The organism is Agromyces humatus (assembly GCF_021228295.1).
In the GTDB taxonomy this organism is placed as follows: domain Bacteria; phylum Actinomycetota; class Actinomycetes; order Actinomycetales; family Microbacteriaceae; genus Agromyces; species Agromyces humatus.
Window position 1 is genome coordinate 484,482 of sequence record NZ_JAJQPD010000003.1, and the last position, 20,615, is coordinate 505,096.

Sequence of the window (20,615 nt, forward strand, 5' to 3'; positions counted from 1 at the left end):
GCTGGTTCGGTGAGTTCCACGCCGCTTCCCCGTGTCCGTCCGCGTCGACTCCGAGAGACCCCGGCCCTGCGTCGCCTCGTCTCCGAGACCCGCCTGCACCCCGCCGATCTCGTGCTGCCGGTGTTCGTGCGCGAGGGCGTGAGCGCCCCGGTGCCGATCACGTCGATGCCGGGTGTCGTGCAGCACTCGCTCGAGAGCCTGCCCGAGGCCGTCGATGCGGCCGCGGCTGCGGGGCTCGGCGGTGTCATGCTCTTCGGCGTGCCCGAGGTGCGCGATGCGCGCGGCTCGGGGGCCACCGACCCCGACGGCATCCTCAACGTCGCGACGAGGGTCGCGGTCGAGGCATCCGCCGGCCGCCTCGTCGTGCAGACCGACCTCTGCCTCGACGAGTTCACCGACCACGGCCACTGCGGCGTGCTCGACCACCGCGGCCGCGTCGACAACGACGCGACCCTCGAGCGGTACGCGGCGATGGCGCTCGAGCAGTCGCGCGCAGGGTCCGAGCTGCTCGGCCTCAGCGGCATGATGGACGGCCAGGTCGCCGCCGTCCGCGATGCCCTCGACGACGCCGGGTTCACCGACACCGCGGTGCTCGCGTACTCGGCGAAGTACGCCTCCGCCTACTACGGGCCGTTCCGTGACGCGGTCGAGTCGACTCTCGAGGGCGACCGCCGCTCGTACCAACTCGACCCCGGTAACCGGCGTGAGGGGTTGCGCGAGGCGCTGATCGACATCGACGAGGGCGCCGACGTCGTCATGGTGAAGCCGGCCGGCAGTTACCTCGACGTGCTCGCCGACGTGGCCGCCGCGAGCGAGGTCCCCGTCTGGGCCTACCAGGTCTCGGGGGAGTACTCGATGATCGAGGCCGCCGCCGCGCACGGCTGGATCGATCGCAAGCGGGCCGTCGTCGAATCGGTACGGGGCATCCGCCGGGCAGGCGCCGACGCCGTCCTCACGTACTGGGCCGTAGAGCTCGCCGAATGGATCCGGAACGGAGACACGGAATGACCGAGACGCCGGGTTTCGAGACGGCTCCTTCGTCGCCTCCTCAACCCACTCGACCGTCGTCTCGCGGTTTCGAGACGGCTCCTTCGTCGCCTCCTCAACCCACTCGACCGTCGTCTCGCGGTTTCGAGACGGCTCCTTCGTCGCCTCCTCAACCCACCAACGCCGACCTCTTCGCCCGTGCCCAGGCCGCGATCCCGGGCGGGGTGAACTCGCCCGTGCGCGCCTTCCGCTCGGTGGGCGGCACGCCGCGCTTCCTCGTGTCGGCGCGCGGCCCGTACGTCACCGACGCCGAGGGGCGCGAGTACGTCGACCTCGTCGCCGGGTGGGGGCCCGCGATCCTGGGTCACGCCGATCCGCGGGTCATCGAGGCGGTGACGGATGCCGCGGGCCGCGGCCTCTCGTTCGGCTCGTCGACCCCGGCCGAGACCGAGCTGGCCGAGCTCGTCGAGGCCCGCGTCGCCCCGGTCGAGCAGCTGCGGCTCGTCTCGACGGGCACCGAGGCGACCATGAGCGCGATCCGGCTCGCACGCGGGTTCACCGGCCGCGACCTGCTCGTGAAGTTCGCCGGGCACTACCACGGTCACTCCGACGGGCTGCTCGCCGAGGCCGGCTCGGGCCTTGCGACGTTCGCGCTCCCGGGCTCGGCCGGCGTGCCCGCCGACATCGCCGCGCTCACCCTGGTCGTGCCCTACAACGACCTCGACGCGCTCGCCGCGGTGTTCGCCGAGCATGGTGACCGCATCGCGGCCGTCATCGTCGAGGCGGCCGCGGCGAACATGGGCGTCGTGCCGCCGCTGCCCGGGTTCAACCGGGCGCTCGTCGAGCTCGCGCACCAGCACGGGGCGCTCGTCATCAGCGATGAAGTGCTCACCGGCTTCCGCGTCTCGGCGGCCGGTTGGTGGGGTCTCGAGGCCGTCACCGACGGCGCCTACACGCCCGACCTCATGACGTTCGGCAAGGTCATCGGCGGCGGCATGCCGGTCGCCGCACTCGGCGGGCGCGCCGAGATCATGCAGCGCCTCGCACCGCTCGGCCCGGTGTACCAGGCCGGCACCCTCTCGGGCAACCCGGTCGCGGTCGCGGCCGGCATCGCGACGCTGCGGGCGGCCGACGACGAGGTCTACGCCCGCCTCGACGCCACCGCGTCGATCATCGGCGCGGCGGTCTCCGATGCGCTCGCTGCCGAGGGGGTCGCGCACCGGGTGCAGCATGCCGGCAGCCTGTTCAGCTTCGTGTTCGGCGCCGAGGCGGCGGGCGCCGAGGTGCGCGACTACGCGACCGTGCAGCGACAGGAGGCCTGGCGCTACGCACCGTTCTTCCACGCGATGCTCGACGCGGGCGTCTCGCTGCCGCCGTCGGTGTTCGAGGCCTGGTTCGTCACGGCCGCGCACGATGAGGCGGCCATCGGCCGCGTCATCGACGCCCTCCCCGCCGCGGCGCGAGCTGCGGCATCCGCTCGCCCGTCCTGATCCGAAGCCCCTGCGGAAACCGGCACGATTCCGTTATGTCATTGTGGGGTGGCGACACGGCACGCCGCCGCCGCCTCGGGCAGGATGGAACCTATGGCCCAGCTTCGCGTGCACAACGACCGGATCGAGGTTCACCTCACCCCGGCCGAGAAGGCGCTCGCGCTGCGCAGCGCCGACCTCGTGGTGCAGCGTGACGACATCCGCTCGGCGACCATCACCGACGACCCGTGGATCTGGATCCGCGGCATCCGCCGGCGTGGCTCCGAGGTGCCGCTCGTCGTCGCCGTGGGCATGTGGAAGTATCACGGCGGGCGCGACTTCGTGATCGTCAAGGGCAAGCGCCCGGCGGTCGTGCTCGAGCTCGCCGACGGCGAGTTCACGCGCATCATCCTGAGCACCAATCACGCGGCGACGCTCATCAACCGGCTGAAGCTCCCGATCGGGCCCGACGAAACCGACGCGCAGACCACGACCGGCTGAACGCCGCTGGTCTGCCGGGGTTCAGGCGGTCATCGCGAAGAGCACGAACCCGATGAGCGGCAGCGTGCCCTGGATCAGCGCCGCCCGTACATACCCCCGGCCCGTGGTCGTGAGCACGAGTGCGGCGAGCACCATGCACCCGGTCGTGAAGAGCACGAGCGCCTTGCCCGCGTCGATCGCACCGGCCCAGTACAGCACCAGCCCGAGTGCCGCGCCGATGCCGAGGAACAGGTTGTAGAACCCCTGGTTGTACGCCATCGGCCGGGTCGTGTCGGCGGCGGTCTGGTCGGCGACGCCGAAGCGCTTCCATGTCGCCGGGCGGGTCCACCAGACGCTCTCCATGAGGAAGATGTAGCCGTGCAGCAGCGCGGCGAGGGCGACGACGATGCTCGCGATGACGGCCATGCGGCGATGCTACCGCCCGCCTGTTGCGGAATGCGGCAACGTCGGCGACGCCGCGGCGGTTCGCGGAGGGTTGATAGTTAGCTTGGATAGCGAATATGGTTCCGGTGCGGTCTCCGAACGTGCGAGGAGGGCATGATGAAGACAGGCTGGACCCCGCTCGCGATCATTTACGCGGTCTTGTCTCTGGCAGGACTTCTCGGCACCGCGGTGCTCAACGTTTGGTCCGTGGTCACTGCGCGGAACTATGTGGGTGACCTGATCGGAAGCGGTCCGGCGGTGTCGTCCATCGGCGTCGATCTCCTGATCGTCGCCGCATCAGGGTGCGTGCTGATCGTGGTGGAGAGTCGGCGAGTCGGCATGAAGCGAGCATGGCTGTACATCGTGCTCTCCGCGGTAACCGCCTTCGCATTCACATTTCCCCTGTTCCTGGCGATGCGAGAGCGGCACCTCGCGGCGGCCAGGCAGCACTCGACTCCGGTCACCGATTGAGGCCGTCGACGAACCGCACCGTGGCGTCCGAGATCAGCGACCGCGCCTCGCTGTCGCTGATAGTCGGAGTATTGTCACCCGCCTGCGGACCGTAACTGCCGAACTGGGCATGTGATGCGCCTGAGATCACGGTGAACCGAGCCGATGGCGGAAGATCCGCGCGGGATGCTTCGATCTTCGACGGGGTGGCGAGCCCATCGCGGGTGCCCGAGACGGACTCCACGGCGATTGACAGCGTCGTGCTGATATCCGTCGCCGGATACGACGCATACAGCAGCAGTCCGACTACCGGCGAGGTCGCGGCATGCTGCTCACGCTCGGCCTCGATCGCGGCGACCGTGCCGCCCAGCGAATGCCCGCCAGCGACCCAGCGATGAATGCCGGGGAGTGCGCTCCGGGCATCTTCGAGCGCCCCGACGGCGAGGAACGCGATCCCGAGAGGCTGCTTTGCGATCACGACGGTGTGCCCGCGCTCGGCCAGCGGCCGCAGGACTGCCGCGTACGCGCGCGCATCGACCAGCGCTCCCGGCTGGAAGAACACACCGATCGAATCGTCACTCACCGAGGGTGCCAGCACGATCCGTGTCGCCGTCTCGGTCACCTGCACGGACGTGTCCGCGTGCATCGCCGACAGCGCGGGTTCGAGCGCCGGGTATGGTCGCAACCATCCGATCGCTGCGATCCACGCGGCCCCGAGGACCAAGAGCACCACTCTCAGCACGGAACGCCACCCGCCGCGCCGCACCCTCCAGCGCATGCTTGCCCACAATGCGACTGCGCAGCCGAGAGCCGTCAGCGCAAGCAGCACCGGATACGCCGGATTCGCGTGGACGAGCGCGTCCCATGAGCTGGCGCAGACCCAGACGACAACGATGATTCCCGTCGCGGCGAGAATCGCGCCGACCCAGGAGGTCCACACCCGCCGCTGAGCCGTGCTCTTCCCCTGTACGGTCACTCGGAGCCGCCTTCCGCGCCCATGGCCGCGGTTGAGCTTACACGGATGATCGGATTGCCTCGGGTGCGTGCGAAGCGGCGGCCGACGGTTCGGGACGCTGCGACAGCATGTTGCCCGCGAAGAACTCGGTGAGCTCTTCCCTGGCCGTCAACGGCAGCACGTGTGCGACGTATTGGTCGGGTCGGACGACGACGATGCAGCCGCTGCGGTCGATGCCGCGTGCCTCGAAGAAGTCGTCGGTGATCGGGTCGACCGCATAGACCTTCTCGTAGTCGACGAGCTGGAACGGGCCCACGCGCGGGAGGAAGATCTCGGGCACGAGGCCGAGGTCGACCCCCTCGTAGGTCTGCTGATACACGACCTTGACGTCGAAAACGGCGTCGGTGTCGGCGCCATCGGGCGTGAACCGGGCGATCGGGGAGGCCCCTGACGTCGCCATCCACTCCGCCCAGTCGGTCAGGGCCGACCGCTCGCCGGCGGCCGGTGCGTCGGCGAACGCGTAGATGCGCCAGCGGCCGTCGGCCCGATGGTGGTGACCCAGGTGCATCTCGACCGCGTCGGCGACGCGCGTGACGCCGGCGGACTTGAAGCGCTTGCCGATGGGGAAGCCGGTCGCGAGCTCCTGATGAGTTGCCTCCCCGGTGATGGTCGAGGGGGAGTACTGCGTCATGAACCCGGCCGGGAATTCGGCCGTGGCGGTGTAGAACTCGGCGAGCTGCGTGGGGCTGTCGAACTCCTCGGGCTTCTTGGCCATCAACGTCGACCACTCGCGGTCGAAGTCGATGAGGTTCTGCGCGATGACCTGGCGCTCGCCGGAGTAGCTGGCGAGCAGCGATGCGGGGCTGCGGCCTTCGAGCACCTGACCGAGCTTCCAGCCGAGGTTGAAGCCGTCTTGCATCGACACGTTCATGCCCTGGCCGGCCTTGGCACTGTGCGTGTGGCACGCGTCGCCGGCGATGAACACGCGCGGGTCGCGCTGGCCGATGAGCTCGACCGGAACGTCGTCGAACCGGTCGGTGACGCGGTGCCCGACCTCGTAGACGCTGTGCCAGGCGACGTTGCGAACGTCGAGCGAGTAGGGGCTGAGAATGCGGTTCGCCTGGGCGATGATCGCTTCAAGGGGGGTCTGGCGGATCTTGCCGTTGTCGTCTGCGGGTACCTCGCCGAGGTCGACGTACATGCGGAAGAGGTAGCCGCCCTCGCGGGGGATGAGCAGGATGCTGCCGTCTTCGTGCGACTGGATCGCGCACTTGGTGCGGATGTCGGGGAAGTCGGTGACGGCGAGCACGTCCATGACGCCCCACGCGTGCGCCGAGATGCCGCCGACGTGCTTGCACCCGATCGATTCGCGCACGGCACTGCGGGCGCCGTCGCAGCCGACGACGTACTTCGCCCGCACGACGCGCTGCTGGCCCTCGTCGTCACCGGCGGTGCGCTCGAGGGTCACCCGCACGGGGAACTCGCCCTCGTCGTCGACCTCGAGGGTCACGAACTCCCAGCCGTAGTCGGGCGTGACGCGGGCCGGACCGTTCGCGGCGGCTTCGGCGAAGTAGTCGAGGACGCGCGCCTGGTTCACGATCATGTGCGGGAACTCGCTCACGTGGTGCGGGTCATCTTCGGCACGTGAGGTGCGGACGATCTTCGACGGGTCGTTCGCATCGGGGGTCCAGAAGTGCATCGCGCGGAGCTGGAACGCTTCGGCGACGATGCGTTCGGCGAAGCCGAAGGCCTGGAACGTCTCGACGCTGCGGGCCTGGATGCCGTCGGCCTGGCCGATGGCGAGGCGGCCGGGCCGCCGCTCGACGATGCGCGTCGAGACCGAGGGATACTGCGACAGCTGCGCCGAGAGGAGCATGCCCGCGGGCCCCGACCCGACGACGAGCACGTCGATTTCGTCGGGAAGGTCGGCAGGACGGTCGATGCCGGTGCCCTCGGCCGGGAGCACGCGAGGGTCTCCGGACACGTAGCCGTGGTGGTGGAACTGCATCGTCGTCGATCCCTTCCTCGGACTGCGATGTCGAGGTCTTGTGCTGTGGGCGGTGCGGGTTCTATATTAGAATCCCAATCTCCATTATGGAGTGATGAAATCGTAGTGCATTGCTTCAGGCAGTGCAACGCATGTGACGACAGGAGAACTCGACGATGGTCTCCACGACTCGGCCCGCGCCCGCCGCGACCGGCACCACGGCGACCGGGAGCGCGGCTGCCGGGAGCGCGGCCGCTCCCGCGTCGCAGACCCTGAGTCGCGGCATCCGCATTCTCGAGGTCCTCGCCGACGCTCCCAGACCTCTCACGACCGACGAGGTCGCGCACACGCTCGGCGTGCACCGATCGATCGCCTACCGCCTCGTTCGCACGCTCGAGGATCACGGACTCGTCGGGCGCGACTCCGCCGGCCGCATCGCGCTCGGCGCACGCATGGCGGCCCTCGCCTCGGGCGTCTCGCGCGACCTCCAGGCCGAAGCGCTCCCCGAGCTGACCGACATCGCGAACGAGCTCGGCATCACGAGCTTCGTAGCGGTGCTCGACCAGGCGGAGTGCATCACGCTCGCGAGCGTCGAGCCGCGCCACGCCGTCGCGTCGATGGTGCAGCGCCCCGGCTCGCGGCATCCCGTCACGATCGGCGCGCCAGGCAAGGTGATCCTCTCGCAACTGCCCGAGGCCGAGTGGCCCGACGGGGTGTCCGAACACCTTCGGGCCGACGTATCCGAGGTCGTCGTGCGCGGGTACGCGACGAGTCACGACGAGGTGATTCCGAGCGTGCAGTCCGTCGCGGTGCCGCTCAGCCTGCGGGGCCGGCGCCCCGCCGCGATCGCGGTCGTGTACATCGGACCCCGCGACGACCATGCCGAGATCGCCGGCCGACTGCAACGGTCGGCCGCCATCATTCGCGGCGCGCTCGGCGGCTGAGCCTCAGTCGCGTTCGATCTCGACTGTGGCGGGCACCCCGAAGAACGACTCGAGATCGGCGACGGATGCCGCGAGCCCGTGATCCTCGCGTGCCGTGAACCGGCGCCACGGCACGAGTCGCACGGTAGCGCGCTTCGCCTGCACGACCGGAGCCCACCGCCCGGCCATCACCCCGTCGATCATCAGCGCGTGGAGTGGGAACTCGGGCTGCACGGGGTCGGTGCGACCAGGCGGCTGCAGGTAGCTCCGCGGTACCGCGTAGCCCATGATGTACTCGTCGAACGCCTGCAGTAGGTCGACGACTCCACGCTCTACCGCGGCCGTGACACCGTCATCCGAGCGAGCGGATACCGCAGCCAAGGCCTCGGCCTCGACGTCGAGCACATGCGTCACCCCGTCGACGTCGATCTCCTCGATGCGCCCGCCGTGCGCGCCGGCCCGGTCGGCAGCATCGGCGAACGCCTGTCGGGTGTCGCCGAGCGTGAACCCCGACCAGGCCGCGAAGTCCCGGTCGGTCGCGGGCCCTCTCGTGGCGAGGTACCTCGCGGCGAGTTCTGCGAGCGCCTCGGCCCGCGGCTTCGGCGGCGCCGACGGCACCCGCTCGTCGAATGCCGCGTAGGTGCGCTGCTTGCCGACGTTCGGTCCGCTGATCGCGACCCGTTCGAGCTCGGCGTGCATCATGACGTAGGTGAAGCCGAGCCCCGCCTTCGGCATGCCGCCGGCCTCGAGCGCGGCCACGAGCTCGGCCCGCGTGCGATGCCCGCCCTCCAGCGCAGCGGCGACGAGATCCATCGCGCGCGAGACATCCGCCCCTTCGAGCCCCGTTCGGCGGTAGTACGTCGCGTTCGCCCGGTGCACCCGCTCGGCCGACAGCTCGAGCACCCAGCGGGCGTCGTCGCGGTGCAGGAAGTGCCAGGTCGGACGCAGCACGTGCGTGCGCAGGATCTCGCCGTCGTCGATCGCCGCGGCGACGGCTGCCGCATCGGGTCGCCGCGCCCGCGGCACGCGTGCGGCGAGGCCCCACTGGGCGGGCACGAACTCCTGTGCCTGCACGGCGACGAACCGCCGCACGACCTCGGGCGCCGACACGTCGAACGGCGCGCGCAGTCCCTGCACCCGCAGGCGCACCTCGCGCAGCGTCGCGACATCCACCGCTACGACACGTCCCGCCGCCACGTCGTGGCGCCGCCGATGACGGTCGCGACGACGCCGATGGCCAGCAGCGCGAGCCCGCCCTGCCACCATTCCAGCGCCTCGGGCGATCCGACCGCGGCGATGTTGTAGAAGGATGCCCCGACGAGGGCATCGCTCGCCGCCCCGGGCAGGAACTGCCCGATCTGCGCGGTGACCTCGTTGAGCGACGCCGCCAGGCGCAGGATCGGCTCGATGAACTGGGTGAACGCGATCACGATGACGATCGCGGCGACCTGGTTCGGGACGAGTGCGCCGAGGCCGACGCCGATGGCGCCCCAGAGCGCCATCGCCAGCACGCCGCGGCCGATGAGCGCCCACGTGTCGCTCGTGTCGAGCTCGGTGTCGAGGCCGAAGGCCGCGAGCGCTGCTGCACCCGTGCCCACCGAAGTGGTGAACGCGACCACGCCGAGCCCGGCGCCCACGACGAGCTGCGACACGAACTTCGCCGAGAGCACGGTGGTTCGGTGCGGCTCGGCCAGGAAGGTCGGCGTGAGGGTCTTGTGCCGGAACTCGCCGGTCACCGCGAGCGCCCCGAGGAGCACGGGGAACACGTAGCCCACCGATGACGCGAAGCTGTACAACAGTGGTGCGAGCTGCATGCCCGGCGGCAGCTGCGTGTTGTTGCCGGTGGTCTGGGCCGCATCGGGGTTCTCGATCGTCCAGCCGAGGAACGCCCCGAAGCCGCCTGCGAGGAATGCGACGTAGGCGACGAGGAGGATCGCGATGAGCCACCACATGCGCGTCGTGAAGACCTTCTGGAACTCGGAGCCGAGTGCACGCACCGCCCTCATGCCTGCTCACCTCCGCCCACGAGCGAGAGGAACGAGTCCTCGAGTCCCGACGTCACGCGGTGCAGGGCGCTGAGCTCGACGCCGGCGACGAACGCGGCGTGGCCGACGCGCCCCGGGTCGGGTTCGTCGACGACGAACCCCTCGCCGTCCTCGGTGTACTCGAGGCCCGCCTGGTCGAGCGCCCCCGCGAGCCGCAGCCGGTCGGGGGAGTCGACGACCGTGCGCGGCGCGACCTCGAGTTCGAGGCTCGAGAGCGGTCCGCTCTTCACGAGCCGCCCGCGCGAGATGATCACGATGTCGTCGACGCTCTGCTGCACCTCGCTCAGCAGGTGGGAACTCACGAGCACGGTGCGGCCCTCGTGCGCGAGGCTCTGCAGGAAGCCGCGGATCCACCTGATGCCCTCGGGGTCGAGCCCGTTGACCGGCTCGTCGAGGACGAGCACGCCTGGGTCGCCGAGCAGCGTGTACGCGAGCGAGAGGCGCTGGCGCATGCCGAGCGAGAACCCGCCCACGCGACGGCCGGCGAACTCCGACAGCCCGACGGTCTCGAGCACCGCGGGCACGCGCGACTTCGACAGCCCCGCGGCGGTCGCGTAGACCGCCAGGTGCTGCTTGGCGCTGCGCCCGGGGTGGAAGTTCGCATCGAGCGAGGCGCCGACGGTCTCGAGCGGTCGGGGCAGATCGCGGTACCGAGTGCCCCCGAACGTCGCCGTGCCGGTCGTCGCGCGCTCGAGGTCGAGCAGCACGCGCAGGGTGGTGGTCTTGCCCGCCCCATTGGGGCCCAGGAACCCGGTCACGCGTCCGGGCTCGACCGTGAAGCTGAGATCGTCGACCGCGGTCACCTGCCCGAATCGCTTGCTGAGCCCCGTGATCTCGATGGGCATTCCGGCCGCCATGCATGCTCCTCTCGCGTATAGGACGCACCCGACCGTCGGGTTCGCGCCCCCACGCGTCCCGACGGCCGAGCCGCCTCACGGCAACCCTAACGATGCAGATGCGGCCGGGTCATCCGTCGCTCGGGGGATTCGTGGCCGCCGTGCGGCGGACTCAGTTCAGCGGGCGGATGTCGCGGGGCGGAACGCCCCCGCCCTGCAACTCGGTCGCGAGGTCTTGGAGCGCGCCGAGCGCGACCCGCTGGGTCAATGGCCCATACGAGACCCGGGCTACTCCGAGCTCTTGCAGGCGCACCGGGGAGGGGATCTCGGGGAACCCGATGAGGCTGACGCGCCGCTCGCCGATGCCCGCGACGAGTTCGGTCACGACGTCTTCGCCGAAGTTGCCGGGGACGAACACCGAGGTCGCGCCGGCTTCGATGAACGCACGGCCGCGCTCGATGGCGTCGGCGACGTTCACGTCGCGCGGGCGCTCTTTGCCGCGCGCGAACGCGTCGGTGCGTGCATTGAGCGCGAACGGCACGCCCTCGGCGTCGGCAGCGGCGATGATCGCCTCGATCACGGCGACCGACTCGGCGAGTGGCTTCAGCCGGTCTTCGATGTTGGCCCCTGCGACACCGAGGCCGATGGCGCGGCGCACGGTCTCACCGGGGTCACCGTAGCCGGCGTCGAGGTCGGCGGTCACCGGCACGTCGACGGCGGCCGCGATGCGGCCGACCATGTCGAGCATGAGGTCGGCCGGGATCTCTCCGTCGGGATACCCGAACGTCGCGGCGATCGAGTGGCCCGCGGTGGCGATGGCCCGGGTCTCGGGCAGCGCGGCGACGGCTCGGGCGCTCACGACATCCCAGACGTTGACGAGCTGGAGGAGTTCGGGTGCGGCGTACAGGCGGCGGAGTTCGGCAGCGGTGTCGGCGAGGGTCATGCGATCCAGCGTAGGACCACCCGGTGACCATCGGTCCGGCGGTTGGCGATCGAGGGGTGAAGGTGAGACATGCGCAGGTGTAGCGTGCGGCCATGGTCGCGTGCCGCACGGCGCCGTTGCCGCTCGCCGTCCTCGCCGCCGAGCGGTGACGAGCACGAGCACTACGCGAGCCCGACGGCGCGGCCGCCGATCTCGAGCCCGAGCCAGCCCGCCAGCGAGTCGAGCTCGCCGAACACCGCCTCGACGACGTCGCGGGTGAACGGTTCGTCCTCGTGGATCGCATCGACGCGCAGCACCCCCGCACCCCGGTCGGCAGTGGCGTCGACCTTGCCCACGAGGCGGTCGCCGATGAGGATCGGCATCGCCCAGTAGCCCCACCTTCGCTGGTCGCGAGGCTTGTACATCTCGAGCACGTACTCGTAGTCGAACAGTTCCTCGAGGCGCTTGCGGTCGAAGACGAGCCGGTCGAGCGGCGAGAGCAGGGCGGTGCGCTCCTCGAGCGGCTGGTCGACACGGTCGAGGGCGCCGGGGTCGACGCGCCACGCACCGCGAAGACCTTCGACGGTCGCTGCCACTCCGATGCCACGCGTATCGATCGGCTCGTTCGGCGAGCCGCCGGCCTTGCGCTCGCGCAGCACGCCGAGCGAGGCGAGGCGGCGCTCGTTGCGCAGGCGATACGCCTCGACGTGATCGAGCTCGGGTACTTCGGGGTAGACCCGCTCGGCGAGGTCCCACAGGCGCTGCCCGTCGCGTCTGGCCGAGACGGCGATGTCGCCGCGCATCATCAGGCACTCGAGCATCGTCGTGACGTTGCGATCGTTGGTCCAACCGGTCGACGACCACGGCACGGTCGAGGTGTCGGCGATCTCGGTGGCCGGCAGCGGCCCCGCGCCGGTCAGTCGAATCAGGATGTCGCGACGGAAGGCATCGTTCGCGTCGATCCAGTTGCGCGTGCGCTCGTGCTTCGGCCAGCGCCGCATCGACGGCTGGAATAGCGACAGGTCTTCCACCGGCCGAATCATCAGGTCGAGCTCGAAGAGCGTGCGATCGACCTCGAGTGCGGTCGTGACCTCGGCCGGGTCGTACCCCTCACCCAGGCGGCTCCAGAAGACGACGTCGGCACTCTGCGCAACGGCCGAGACCGGATCGACCTTCACGAACGTCAGCCGGCGCACCGTGTCGAGCACCCCCGACGGTCGGCCCGACTCGAACGCCTGCGCGCGCACGGCGATGCGCCGCGCCTGCGCCTTCGTCAGCTCGACCACCACGCGATCACTCTACCGGTCGCTGCGCCCTCGGCCGCGACACCTCCCTGAGACATCTCGCTCCGTCCGATCGCCACCGCAGGCAAGAGATCGGCCATCGGGGCGCGATTGTCATTGCTGCCGTCCTCCTCCCAGATCGCCCGCCGAACTATGGTGGGTCTGTGAAGCGAATCTGGCCGTTCCTCGTCCCCGGCGTGGTCCTGAGCGGTGTCGGGTTGGTGTGGACCCTGCAGGGTCTCGACGTGCTACGCGGGTCGGTGATGAGCGGTTCCTCCCTGTGGGCCACCATTGGACCGATCGTCTTACTGGTCGGGTTGGTGCTGATCGGGATCGCAATCGTCCGGCGCCGGCGCCGGACACAATGATCGGCAACCGCCCCCGTAGGAGCAGCTCATGAAGACCGGCCTCGCAGCGATCGTCATCGGGGCAGTGGCCCTCGCCGTTCTTGGACTCGTCCTCGTGCTGCTTCCGGGTCCGACTGCGTCGTTCGGATGGTTCGCCTATCAACCCGTGGGCGACTTCGGTTTCGTTGGCGGGGCGCCGTTCGTACCCGCTTCCCGGCTCTGGGGCCTGGGAATCCTCGCCATCGCAGCGGTCATCGGCGCATTTGCGACCGGATGGGTTCTTGGGAAGGGGCGGGGCCGCCGCGAGTCCGAACCGCGCTCGGTCGTCGACCGCGCACCCGACGAATAGGAGCGATCGGGGCGCTGCTTTCGTCTCTGTGGGAGGTATCACTCGGGGTGCGACGGTGGAGGCGGCCGTCCTCGGAGACCCGGACGACGAGGGTTCGGCACGCCGGGATTCTTCGCCGCTCAAGGAGCGTTCCGGGGTCGGTCGGGGCTCAGCCGTTGATGAACTGCGGCACGAAGATGACCGCGAGGACAACGACCGGGACAAGCGCGAGCATGAGCAGCGCGCGGTTGATTCTCCGTCGGCTGACGGTGCCCTTTTCGAACGACGAGCGGCTGAGCTTGTCGAGATTCGGCAGGAGCGCCTGATAGGGCGGCTCGGGTCTGTTCGCGACCTGCTCGGCCGGTTGGCTGGAGTCGTCGTCGTCTCCCATGAGCCAACCCTAACCATCCATCGGCCCGATCGAGGGTGGCCACGAGCGCCTCATCCCGGCGTACTGTTCGGGGATCCTTGGGGGCAGGGGACGATCAGCGCGGTCGCGACCCTCTCGGCCTCAGCCCTCGAGCTGCTTACGCAGCGTTTCCTCGTCGTGCAAGGCGGACATCGCGACGAACTTGCCGTCGCGCACGGTGTAGATGCCGTACTCGGTGATCGAGAACGCATTGCCCGTGGGCGCGACGCCCAGCCACTCGTGAACTGGCGTACCCGTGTTCGTCAGGCGCGCACCGATCCACTCGCCGCTGGTCACGATCTCATCGATCACCCAGTGCATGTCGGGCACCGGCCCGCTGATGCTGTGTAGTTGCGCCACGAGCTCGTCGCGTGAGCTCGGCTGGCTGTGCATCACGATCTCGTCATGCACGAACTCGTTCATCCGGTCGAACTCGTGCGCGTTGAGCGCCTCGATGTAGCGCTGGTAGAACTCGCGGAGGTTGATGTCGGGCATGATTTCCTTTCGTGGCCCCTTCGTACGGAGCCGGGGTCATTGGGTGAGATGGAACTCACCCGTAGGCGGCACACGGGAGACAACGGAGCCTACCGAGGTTCTATTCCCCTCGGCATAAAACCCCTTGAGTGACAGAGGAAGGTCCGCGCGTCAGGCGTCGGTCGGCCAGCGGAGCAGTGCGTCGTCGACGACCTCATCGAGCTCTTCGCGTCCGATGCCGTCCGCAGCCTGCACCGCGATGCCGAAGACTAGGGTCATCACGAACCGCGCGAGTCGCGCTGGACGGGCGTCTTCGGGCAGGTCACCCTCCGCCAGGGCCCGGTCGAATCGTTCCTCGAGCTGTTTCCCTGCGGCGTTGCGCCACTCCACGAGAACATCGAATGCCGGCTTGGCACCGGGGCTCGAGACCAGGGCGCCCTGAACGGTCAGGCATCCCCCGAAGCCCGCCGGCATGATGGTCGTCTCGACGGCCCCGCGCAGCGTCGCTTCCGCAACGCTGCGCGACGTCGGCTCGCCCAGAGCACGCGAGGCATACGAGCCCGGGCCCTCCGCATATCGCTCCAGCGCTCGACGGAACAGCTGTTCCTTGGTGCCGAATGCGGCATACAGACTCGGCTTGCTGATGCCCATCGCCTGCGTGAGGCCGGCAAGACTGGTGCCCTCGTACCCGAACCTCCAGAACAGCAGGAGGGCCCGATCCAGCGCCTCATCGACGTCGAACTCCCTCGGCCGACCACCCAGATTAATGTGTGCGCCCGACATGCGGCGAGTCTAAGCCAGAATCCACCGAACGCCACGCATAGGAGAATCCGCGAAACCATCACGGTGGCGAGGTTCGGCGCGAAGGCGACCAGGGAGGCATTTCCATGTCACGACGCCCGATCAGAACCCCTCCACATCGATGGATCGAGGCTCAGAGCCGACGTCGTCGAGCTCGCGCCGCAGATACTTCGGAGCCTGTACGCGCCACGCCTCGGTCACGAGCTCGACAAGATGGTCCTGGTCGATGCCGGCCATGCGGAATGCAACCTTCGGCTCGCCCCACGTGGTCGTGGTGCGCAGGAACACCTCGGGCGCCATCTCGACAAGGGCGAGCGCATCGATGCGGTCGGCGACCTTCACCCCGACGACGAGCTCGGCCGCGATGATCTCGCGGATGTCTGCAGGGATGCTCGGCCAAGGATGGCATTCCCACGCGAACAGCTTGCCGCGAACGAACCAAGCGGCTCCGCCGGTCGTCGCGCGCTCCTCGCTACCGGGCAGGTCGAGGGCGGTGCGGCGCAAATCATCGAGGGTGCCCACGGGTTGAGAGTATGCCGCATCCAGCCCTGAGGGAAAGCCGACTGACGAGCCACCGCGCCGCTCAGCCCGGGTCAGAATCGAATGCAAGCACGGCCCTCGGAACAGCGCGTCGCAGTCGATCCCTCTGCGGGTGTCGGCCCTGAGTGCCTCGGCAGGTTCGCGAATTCAGAGCGACTTCCGCATCTGCTGCGTGACGACGTCGTACCCGGATGAGCGGTAAAGGGCGGTGGCGGTGTGGTTGCGTCCGAAGACGTTCAGCTCCAAGGCAACTGCGCCGGCTTGCCGGGTTGCTTCCTCGACGGCCTCGAGGAGAGCACGGCCCAGTCCGCTTCCTCGCCTGGTCTCGATGACTTCGATGTCATAGAGGAACGCAACACCCGGTGTGCCACGCGGGTGATCAAGGCCCACCCAGGCGCGGCCGACCGGCTCGCCGTCGCCATCGACGCCTCGAAGAACAAGCATCCGCGCTGTCGCCAGCCCATGGGGGAGCAGCCGCGCGTTCTCATCCCGAGCACGTTGCACCGCCCCTTCGCGTTGCCATAAGCCAGCAGCGATCTGCTCGACCGCATATTCCTCCGCGATCGTGGTTTGCCACTGCTCGAACTCGGCCGGAGTCATCGCGCGGACAGTCACCTTCGTCACGAGGCTATGCTGACACGGCTCCGACGCCCCACGAGCAGAAAGGAACGGGAACCAATGCGGCGACGGCAGCAGCGGCGGGACGACGTCCTGACCGCTACGGATCGGCCATCGGGCGTCTGCGTCGCGCTCGCCGAGGCGCGGCGTCGTATCGTGGAAAACGGATATCCGACGCCGCGAGGGAGGTCGAGGATGAGCGAAGATCCACAGCGCGCCGCGTGGCAGTATCGGCTCGATCGCCTCGCCCGTGAAGAGGCGATCGCCCGTGGCGAGGAGCCCGATGCCACCGATGTGGCGCCCGAACCGGCTCGACCGTCCACGCAGGCAGAGCGGTCGGCGTACGTGGAGAACGCGATCCAGCAGGCCATCCGTCGCGGCGAGTTCGACAACCTCCCCGGTGCTGGTAAGCCCCTCGAGGGGTTGACCGGGCAGCATGACCCCGACTGGTGGATTCGACGCAAGATCGAGCGCGAGCAACTGAGCGGATTGGGTCCACCCGCCCTCACCCTGCGGGTCGAGAACGCCGAACTCGAGGCCCGCCTGGATCGAATGCACCGCGAATCCGAGGTGCGCGAGGCCGTCGAGGACTTCAACCGGCGCGTGGTCGAGGCGCGCCGCCAGCTGCTCGGCGGGCCGCCCGTCGTGACCCCGACTCGGGATGCCGGCGGTGAGGTCCGTGCATGGCGCGAGCGCCGCGAAGCCCGACAGCGCCAGGTGAACGAGGAGCGGGAGCAGCTCGAGCACGAGCCGAAGACGTTGCGAACTCGGTGGTGGGGGCGTCGCGACTGAGGATCGCTCTGTGCAACGTCCCGGTGGCGGCCGGTTCGGCGGGAGCCGCTCGGTGCGGCGCCGTGTGGGGAGCTCGGTGGCCGTCGCTACGCTCGAGGTGTGGCGCGAGGAATCTATGTGGAGATCACGATTGGCGCGGGTCTCGAGGATGTCTGGGCGCTGACGCAGCAGCCCGGTGAGCATGGGCGGTGGGATCTGAGGTTCTCGCAGATCGTCCCTGCAGGGATCACGGAGGCTGGCGCCGCCCGCTTCACCTATACGCGTCGCGTTCCGTTCCACACGGTTGCGGGTGTCGGTGTCAGTCTCGGCGAAGCGTCACGCCCCGACGGTTCACGGACATCCGCGTTGCGGTTCGGAACCTCTGATCGGCTCTCGCCGATCCGCGCCGGCCGCGGGTACTGGCGATACGTCCCGATCGACGGGGGCACCCGGTTCATCACCGGCTACGACTACACACCGGGGTGGGGCCGGATGCCGGATCTCCTGGTCCGTCCGATCCTTGGATGGGCGACCGCGTGGAGCTTCGACCGGCTGCGGATCTGGATGGAGCGCGGTGAGGCACCCGAACGGTGGCCGCTGCGCAGCGTGCTGTGGTTCTGGCAGCGCGGAAGGCCACGCGCGGCGCGTTGCCGACGTGCACCTGCCGGTGGTTCGCGGCGCGATGATCACCTTCGTGACGCGCCGGCCACGCTCGCCGTTCTTCCTGCGCCGGAGCCGATCCGATGACGTCGATTTTCGAGCGGGCGCTGGGTGAGGACTTCGCGCGCCTGCATCCGATGATGCAGCGGCGGTTCGGCGTCGGGCTCGACTCCGGTGAGGCGTGCATCGGCACCGGGATGATGACGAGCATTCGGCGCGGTCCGTGGTGGACCGTCCCGTTCCTGCAGGTCGGCAGGCTGCGCAACATCCTCATCCCCGACGTGGGTGCGGACGTGCCGTTCCGGATCGAGAATTTCCCGTACCGTGACCCGCTCGGCCGCGAAACGATCACGTTCGTGCGGGAGTACGACCTCCGAGGCCGCCGGCGACGTTTCGACGCGACCATGATCCTCGCCGGCGACCGCATCGTGGACTACCTCGGCACCCACCAACACCTCGCCGTCGACCTCGACCTCACCGTCGACGACGACGGCGCCCTGATCCTCACCTCGGACGCGCAACGCTTCTACGAAGGCCCGCTCGCGTTCCGCTTCCCGATGCTGTTCAGCGGTCGCGCCCGCGTGCGCGAACGATTCGACGATCGCGACGGCCGTTTCCACATCGACATGCAGGTGCACAATCAGCGCTTCGGATTCCTCTTCGGTTACCGCGGCTCATTCCTCTGCGACTGGATCCCAACCACCGATGCCCCCGACCGACTCAAACCGAGACGACACGAAACACGCACCTGAGCGACCGCCTCGACTCGCGGGAACCAACCCCGCACCTGCGAACTGCGCCCTGACGGACTCCCGGGTACGGACGGAACCGAGAAGCGATGACGACGCTGCATCGTTGATCGTGTTCACTCGTGTTCACTCGTGTTCGGGCAGCAGCGGTGGCGACCAGCCCGGGTCGCCACCGAGTTGCGCAGCTCGCGCGACGGACGCCGCGCCGAAGCGATCGCGTACCGCGTCGAGCACCGTGTCGAGGCGCTCGCCGTCGTTCCAGTCGATCGGCAGCTCCGGCTGGAGGCTGTCGGCGCGCGCCAGCTGCGACAGCGAGACGCCGATCAGGGTGATGCCGCGCTCAGCGATCACGGGCTGTGCGCCGGCGAAAAGCTCTCGTGCGACGGTGAGCAGCACGGCGGTGCGGTCGGACGCGGAGACGAGGGTGCGCGATCGGGTGGCCTTCGCGAAGTCGCCGTAGCGAAGACGCAGCACGACCGTGCGGCACACCCGGTCCCCGTCGCGGAGGCGGCGGGCGAGCCGATCGACGATCTGGGTGAGGATGAGGTCCAGTTCGTCGTCGGGGCGCGGGCGACTGCCGAGCGCGCGCTGAGAGCCGATGGAGCCGCGGCGGCGCGTGGTGTCAACCGGGCGCGGGTCCCGTAGCCGGGCCAGCGCGTGCAGGTGCGCGCCGGTCGCCTTGCCCAGCAGCCTCTCCGCGGTCGCGGCTTCGAGCTCGGCCAGTTGTCCGACAGTGCGGATACCGAGCCGGTGCAGCTTCTCGGCGGTGACTGCACCGACTCCCCACAACCGCTCTACCGGCAGCGGGAGCAGGAACTCCTGCTCCCGCTCGGGCTCGACCACCAGCAGCCCGTCGGGCTTGCTGACCGCGCTGGCGACCTTCGCGAGGAACTTGGTCCGCGCGATCCCGACCGAAATGGCCAACCCGACCTCAGCACGAACCCGCTCACGCAATCGCACCGCGATCTGCTCGGGCATGCCCGCGATGCGTCGGAGACCCCCGACTTCCAGGAACGCCTCGTCGATGGAAAGCCCCTCGACGATCGGCGTCGTATCGCGGAAGATCGCGAACACGGCTCGACTGGCCTCCGAATACGCGTCCATCCGTGGCGGGACGACCACGGCATCCGGGCACAGGTCGCGCGCCTGCCGGCCGCCCATCGCGGTGCGCACCCCACGGGCCTTCGCCTCGTAACTCGCCGCCAGCACGACACCGCCGCCGACGATGACAGGCCGGCCGCGCAACTCGGGCGCGTCACGCTGCTCGACTGAGGCGTAGAACGCGTCGAGATCAGCGTGCAACACGGTCGCCTCGCCCCGCATCCCGTCCTCCCACCGATCGTCCGTCCTGCGGATCGTCGCACGCACCGGGGACACGGGATGCTCCGTTCCCTGGCGTCCCCGGACATTGAGCGGGCGTTGCCGGCTCGGTCAGCTTCAGTAGCGCCCAGGACTGATGAGGGATCCACAGCGGGCGGAGCCCGCTCAGGTCGACGGTGTCCTCCCGTCTGGGACTGCCACCGCGGTGGTCAGTCGTGAGGTGGGCGACGCAGTCGCTTGACGTCGGTGCGCCGCTTCTTCGCTGCCAAGCGCCGTTCCTTGGCACCGCGACTCGGCCTGGTCGGTCGTCGCGACGGCGACGGCGGCCGCAGGGCGTCGGCCACGACGGCGGCGAGCCGAGCGCGCGCAGCATTCCTGTTGCGCAACTGCGCGCGGTGCTCGGATGCGGTGATCGTCAGTACTCCGTCGACAATGCGACTGCTCAGACGCTCGAGGAGTCGCTCCCGCTGGAGCGGAGAGAGGACGGCCGAGCCGGCCACATCCCACACGAGTTCCGCTCGGGAGTCGGCGGTGTTCACCCCTTGCCCACCAGGACCGGAAGACCGCGAGAACCGCCACGACAGCTCAGACTCGGGGATCGTGAGTCCTGAGTCGATCCGAAGTCCGGGACGGTGGGCAGCGGGCATGAATCCATGATCCTCGTGCGCTCGAGATCCGCCCGCATACTTCTGTGCGGTCGGGCTGCGTAGCGAGAGCGCTATTTGACGCTGCCTGCGGTGAGTCCGCCGACGAGTCGTTTCTCGATGAGCATGAACAGGATCACGACGGGGATGATCGCGACGATCGAGACGCCGAA

General features: G+C 69.3%; 25 protein-coding genes and 2 pseudogenes. 10 read left to right on the forward strand and 17 right to left on the reverse strand.

Going from position 1 to position 20,615, the window contains the following annotated elements:
- Positions 1-9: 9 nt before the first annotated feature.
- The 3 genes from hemB to LSF15_RS07470 all read left to right on the forward strand — a co-directional run bounded on the left by hemB (position 10) and on the right by LSF15_RS07470 (position 2,957).
- Positions 10-1,008, forward strand: coding sequence for a porphobilinogen synthase (gene hemB, locus LSF15_RS07460; protein WP_232497891.1), 999 nt, complete (start codon positions 10-12; stop codon positions 1,006-1,008).
- On the forward strand, positions 1,005-2,477 hold the full coding sequence (hemL, locus tag LSF15_RS07465) for a glutamate-1-semialdehyde 2,1-aminomutase (RefSeq protein ID WP_232497892.1): 1,473 nt from the start codon (positions 1,005-1,007) through the stop codon (positions 2,475-2,477). Before hemB ends, hemL begins: the two co-directional genes overlap by 4 nt.
- 93 nt (positions 2,478-2,570) lie before the next feature.
- Positions 2,571-2,957 (forward strand): hypothetical protein, encoded by a 387-nt coding sequence (locus LSF15_RS07470; RefSeq protein WP_232497893.1) that lies wholly within the window; start codon positions 2,571-2,573, stop codon positions 2,955-2,957.
- Between the two features lie 21 nt (positions 2,958-2,978).
- On the opposite strand, the gene LSF15_RS07475 is transcribed toward LSF15_RS07470, so the two are convergent.
- The gene (locus LSF15_RS07475) at positions 2,979-3,362 is read right to left on the reverse strand and encodes a DUF1304 domain-containing protein (protein WP_232497894.1); all 384 of its coding nucleotides are present in this window, start codon (positions 3,360-3,362) and stop codon (positions 2,979-2,981) included.
- Positions 3,363-3,497: 135 nt separating this feature from the next.
- Here LSF15_RS07475 and LSF15_RS07480 point away from each other — a divergent pair, with 135 nt between their 5' ends.
- Positions 3,498-3,851, forward strand: a complete 354-nt coding sequence (locus LSF15_RS07480; protein ID WP_232497895.1) for a DUF2834 domain-containing protein — start codon at positions 3,498-3,500, stop codon at positions 3,849-3,851.
- Here the strand turns inward: LSF15_RS07480 and LSF15_RS07485 are convergent.
- Together LSF15_RS07485 and LSF15_RS07490 are read right to left on the reverse strand one after the other, a co-directional pair.
- Positions 3,841-4,806, reverse strand: a complete 966-nt coding sequence (locus LSF15_RS07485) for an alpha/beta hydrolase (RefSeq protein WP_232497896.1) — start codon at positions 4,804-4,806, stop codon at positions 3,841-3,843. The two genes, LSF15_RS07480 and LSF15_RS07485, sit on opposite strands and share 11 nt — an antisense overlap.
- A 37-nt stretch (positions 4,807-4,843) precedes the next feature.
- Complete coding sequence (locus LSF15_RS07490) at positions 4,844-6,793, reverse strand: FAD-binding monooxygenase (protein WP_232497897.1); 1,950 nt, start codon at positions 6,791-6,793, stop codon at positions 4,844-4,846.
- 155 nt (positions 6,794-6,948) lie between these two features.
- Between LSF15_RS07490 and LSF15_RS07495 the strand changes: the two genes are divergently transcribed.
- Entirely contained in the window at positions 6,949-7,716 is a 768-nt protein-coding gene (locus tag LSF15_RS07495; protein ID WP_232497898.1) for an IclR family transcriptional regulator, read from the forward strand.
- Positions 7,717-7,719: 3 nt separating this feature from the next.
- Here LSF15_RS07495 and LSF15_RS07500 read toward each other — a convergent pair whose 3' ends face one another.
- From LSF15_RS07500 to LSF15_RS07520, 6 genes and pseudogenes are all read right to left on the reverse strand, one after another.
- The gene (locus LSF15_RS07500) at positions 7,720-8,868 is read right to left on the reverse strand and encodes a winged helix DNA-binding domain-containing protein (protein ID WP_232497899.1); all 1,149 of its coding nucleotides are present in this window, start codon (positions 8,866-8,868) and stop codon (positions 7,720-7,722) included.
- Between the two features lie 2 nt (positions 8,869-8,870).
- Entirely contained in the window at positions 8,871-9,701 is an 831-nt protein-coding gene (locus tag LSF15_RS07505) for an ABC transporter permease (RefSeq protein WP_232497900.1), read from the reverse strand.
- Positions 9,698-10,048 carry a DUF8746 domain-containing protein gene (locus LSF15_RS19235; RefSeq protein ID WP_504754238.1) on the reverse strand — a complete coding sequence of 117 codons (351 nt, stop codon included), beginning with the start codon at positions 10,046-10,048 and terminating at the stop codon, positions 9,698-9,700. Before LSF15_RS19235 ends, LSF15_RS07505 begins: the two co-directional genes overlap by 4 nt.
- Positions 10,040-10,537, reverse strand: a pseudogene (locus LSF15_RS19240) (ATP-binding cassette domain-containing protein); the annotation flags it as partial. The pseudogene LSF15_RS19240 and the gene LSF15_RS19235, both read right to left, overlap by 9 nt.
- Positions 10,538-10,748: 211 nt before the next feature.
- The gene (locus LSF15_RS07515; RefSeq protein WP_232497902.1) at positions 10,749-11,519 is read right to left on the reverse strand and encodes an isocitrate lyase/PEP mutase family protein; all 771 of its coding nucleotides are present in this window, start codon (positions 11,517-11,519) and stop codon (positions 10,749-10,751) included.
- 161 nt (positions 11,520-11,680) lie between these two features.
- Positions 11,681-12,787, reverse strand: a complete 1,107-nt coding sequence (locus LSF15_RS07520; RefSeq protein ID WP_232497903.1) for a DNA glycosylase AlkZ-like family protein — start codon at positions 12,785-12,787, stop codon at positions 11,681-11,683.
- 158 nt (positions 12,788-12,945) lie between these two features.
- Here LSF15_RS07520 and LSF15_RS07525 point away from each other — a divergent pair, with 158 nt between their 5' ends.
- Positions 12,946-13,149 carry a cytochrome c-type biogenesis protein gene (locus LSF15_RS07525; protein ID WP_232497904.1) on the forward strand — a complete coding sequence of 68 codons (204 nt, stop codon included), beginning with the start codon at positions 12,946-12,948 and terminating at the stop codon, positions 13,147-13,149.
- 28 nt (positions 13,150-13,177) lie between these two features.
- The gene (locus tag LSF15_RS07530) at positions 13,178-13,477 is read left to right on the forward strand and encodes a hypothetical protein (protein ID WP_232497905.1); all 300 of its coding nucleotides are present in this window, start codon (positions 13,178-13,180) and stop codon (positions 13,475-13,477) included.
- Between the two features lie 148 nt (positions 13,478-13,625).
- Here the strand turns inward: LSF15_RS07530 and LSF15_RS07535 are convergent, their stop codons facing one another.
- From LSF15_RS07535 to LSF15_RS07555, 5 genes are all read right to left on the reverse strand, one after another.
- Positions 13,626-13,847, reverse strand: coding sequence for a hypothetical protein (locus tag LSF15_RS07535; RefSeq protein ID WP_232497906.1), 222 nt, complete (start codon positions 13,845-13,847; stop codon positions 13,626-13,628).
- A gap of 120 nt (positions 13,848-13,967) precedes the next feature.
- On the reverse strand, positions 13,968-14,360 hold the full coding sequence (locus LSF15_RS07540; RefSeq protein WP_232497907.1) for an ester cyclase: 393 nt from the start codon (positions 14,358-14,360) through the stop codon (positions 13,968-13,970).
- A 150-nt stretch (positions 14,361-14,510) separates the two neighbouring features.
- On the reverse strand, positions 14,511-15,122 hold the full coding sequence (locus LSF15_RS07545; protein ID WP_232497908.1) for a TetR/AcrR family transcriptional regulator: 612 nt from the start codon (positions 15,120-15,122) through the stop codon (positions 14,511-14,513).
- Positions 15,123-15,242: 120 nt separating this feature from the next.
- Positions 15,243-15,662 (reverse strand): MmcQ/YjbR family DNA-binding protein, encoded by a 420-nt coding sequence (locus tag LSF15_RS07550; RefSeq protein WP_232497909.1) that lies wholly within the window; start codon positions 15,660-15,662, stop codon positions 15,243-15,245.
- Positions 15,663-15,827: 165 nt separating this feature from the next.
- Positions 15,828-16,304: a GNAT family N-acetyltransferase gene (locus tag LSF15_RS07555; protein WP_232497910.1), complete on the reverse strand. Its 477-nt coding sequence runs from the start codon at positions 16,302-16,304 to the stop codon at positions 15,828-15,830.
- A gap of 189 nt (positions 16,305-16,493) precedes the next feature.
- Between LSF15_RS07555 and LSF15_RS07560 the strand changes: the two genes are divergently transcribed.
- The 3 genes from LSF15_RS07560 to LSF15_RS07565 all read left to right on the forward strand — a co-directional run bounded on the left by LSF15_RS07560 (position 16,494) and on the right by LSF15_RS07565 (position 18,481).
- Positions 16,494-17,090, forward strand: a complete 597-nt coding sequence (locus tag LSF15_RS07560) for a DnaJ family domain-containing protein (protein ID WP_232497911.1) — start codon at positions 16,494-16,496, stop codon at positions 17,088-17,090.
- 117 nt (positions 17,091-17,207) lie between these two features.
- Positions 17,208-17,816: an SRPBCC family protein gene (locus tag LSF15_RS19180; RefSeq protein WP_344256802.1), complete on the forward strand. Its 609-nt coding sequence runs from the start codon at positions 17,208-17,210 to the stop codon at positions 17,814-17,816.
- On the forward strand, positions 17,813-18,481 hold the full coding sequence (locus LSF15_RS07565; protein WP_232497912.1) for a DUF4166 domain-containing protein: 669 nt from the start codon (positions 17,813-17,815) through the stop codon (positions 18,479-18,481). Before LSF15_RS19180 ends, LSF15_RS07565 begins: the two co-directional genes overlap by 4 nt.
- Before the next feature lie 123 nt (positions 18,482-18,604).
- Here the strand turns inward: LSF15_RS07565 and dinB are convergent, their stop codons facing one another.
- The 3 genes and pseudogenes from dinB to LSF15_RS19020 all read right to left on the reverse strand — a co-directional run.
- Positions 18,605-19,801: a DNA polymerase IV gene (gene dinB / locus LSF15_RS07570; protein ID WP_232497913.1), complete on the reverse strand. Its 1,197-nt coding sequence runs from the start codon at positions 19,799-19,801 to the stop codon at positions 18,605-18,607.
- A 206-nt stretch (positions 19,802-20,007) separates the two neighbouring features.
- Positions 20,008-20,445 carry an alternative ribosome rescue aminoacyl-tRNA hydrolase ArfB gene (gene arfB / locus LSF15_RS07575; RefSeq protein WP_232497914.1) on the reverse strand — a complete coding sequence of 146 codons (438 nt, stop codon included), beginning with the start codon at positions 20,443-20,445 and terminating at the stop codon, positions 20,008-20,010.
- 71 nt (positions 20,446-20,516) lie between these two features.
- Positions 20,517-20,615: pseudogene (locus LSF15_RS19020) on the reverse strand (carbohydrate ABC transporter permease); the annotation flags it as partial.